Here is an 808-nt window from a genome sequence, read left to right on the forward strand (position 1 = left end):
GCGAAGAGGCTGGGTGTTTCGGTCAAGACATTGCAGCGTTGGGAGCGCGAGGGGCGTCTCATTCCCGTGGCGCGTACCGACAGCAATCGTCGTCTTTACACCGAGGCCCAGTGGCGAGCGTTCATCGGATGGCGACAGACGCCCGAGTGTCCAGCGCGAATAGAGGCCTATTGCCGAGTCTCATCGGCCGCACAGAAGCCAGACCTGGCTAACCAGCGCCGGGTGCTGGAAGCGTTTGTTGTGGCGAGAGGTTTAGCGAACGTCGAATTCGTCGAAGACGTGGGAAGCGGCTTGAACTTCAAGCGCCAGCGTTTTTTGGCACTGATGGATGAGATCGGGCAGCGGAGCATCAACACCTGAATTCTCGCCCACAAAGACCGGCTGACGCGCGTTGGGTTCGAGTGGTTCGAGCATTACGCCAAGACACACGGCTGCGAAATCCTGGTACTGAATCAAGAAAGGCTTTCGCCCGAACAGGAGCTGGTGCAGGACTTGATGACCATCGTGGATGGTTTTTCGTCGCGGTTGTATGGATTGCGAAACGTTCGCAAAACGCTCAACGAGGCACTTGGCAAACATCAGGACAACGTCGAATGAAAGTCACGCGGATTTTGCGCGCCAAGCGCCCGAACAAGGGCAAGGTCGCCGCGTTGCGCGAGCAAGCGCGACGGCTTGGGTCGTTGCGCACCGAGGTGTGGCAGCGATTTGGGTCTGTTGGTGGTGTGGGCGTTTCGGATCGCCAGATTCGCGATCGCTGGCTGAAGGAAGGCCGCCGCTTCCCGGTCTCGGCCAATGCTTGGAAGGAAAC

The 808-nt window shown here is 58.9% G+C and carries 1 protein-coding gene and 1 pseudogene; both read left to right on the plus strand.

The window, feature by feature from the left end; genetic code table 11:
* The coding region (locus CKO36_RS20635) for a MerR family DNA-binding transcriptional regulator (RefSeq protein ID WP_420826361.1) at positions 1-360 on the plus strand (360 nt) is incomplete at its 5' end.
* Between the two features lie 233 nt (positions 361-593).
* Positions 594-808, plus strand: a pseudogene (locus tag CKO36_RS19275) (RNA-guided endonuclease TnpB family protein); the annotation flags it as partial.

It is taken from the genome of Rhabdochromatium marinum, from assembly GCF_016583795.1.
Classification (GTDB): domain Bacteria; phylum Pseudomonadota; class Gammaproteobacteria; order Chromatiales; family Chromatiaceae; genus Rhabdochromatium; species Rhabdochromatium marinum.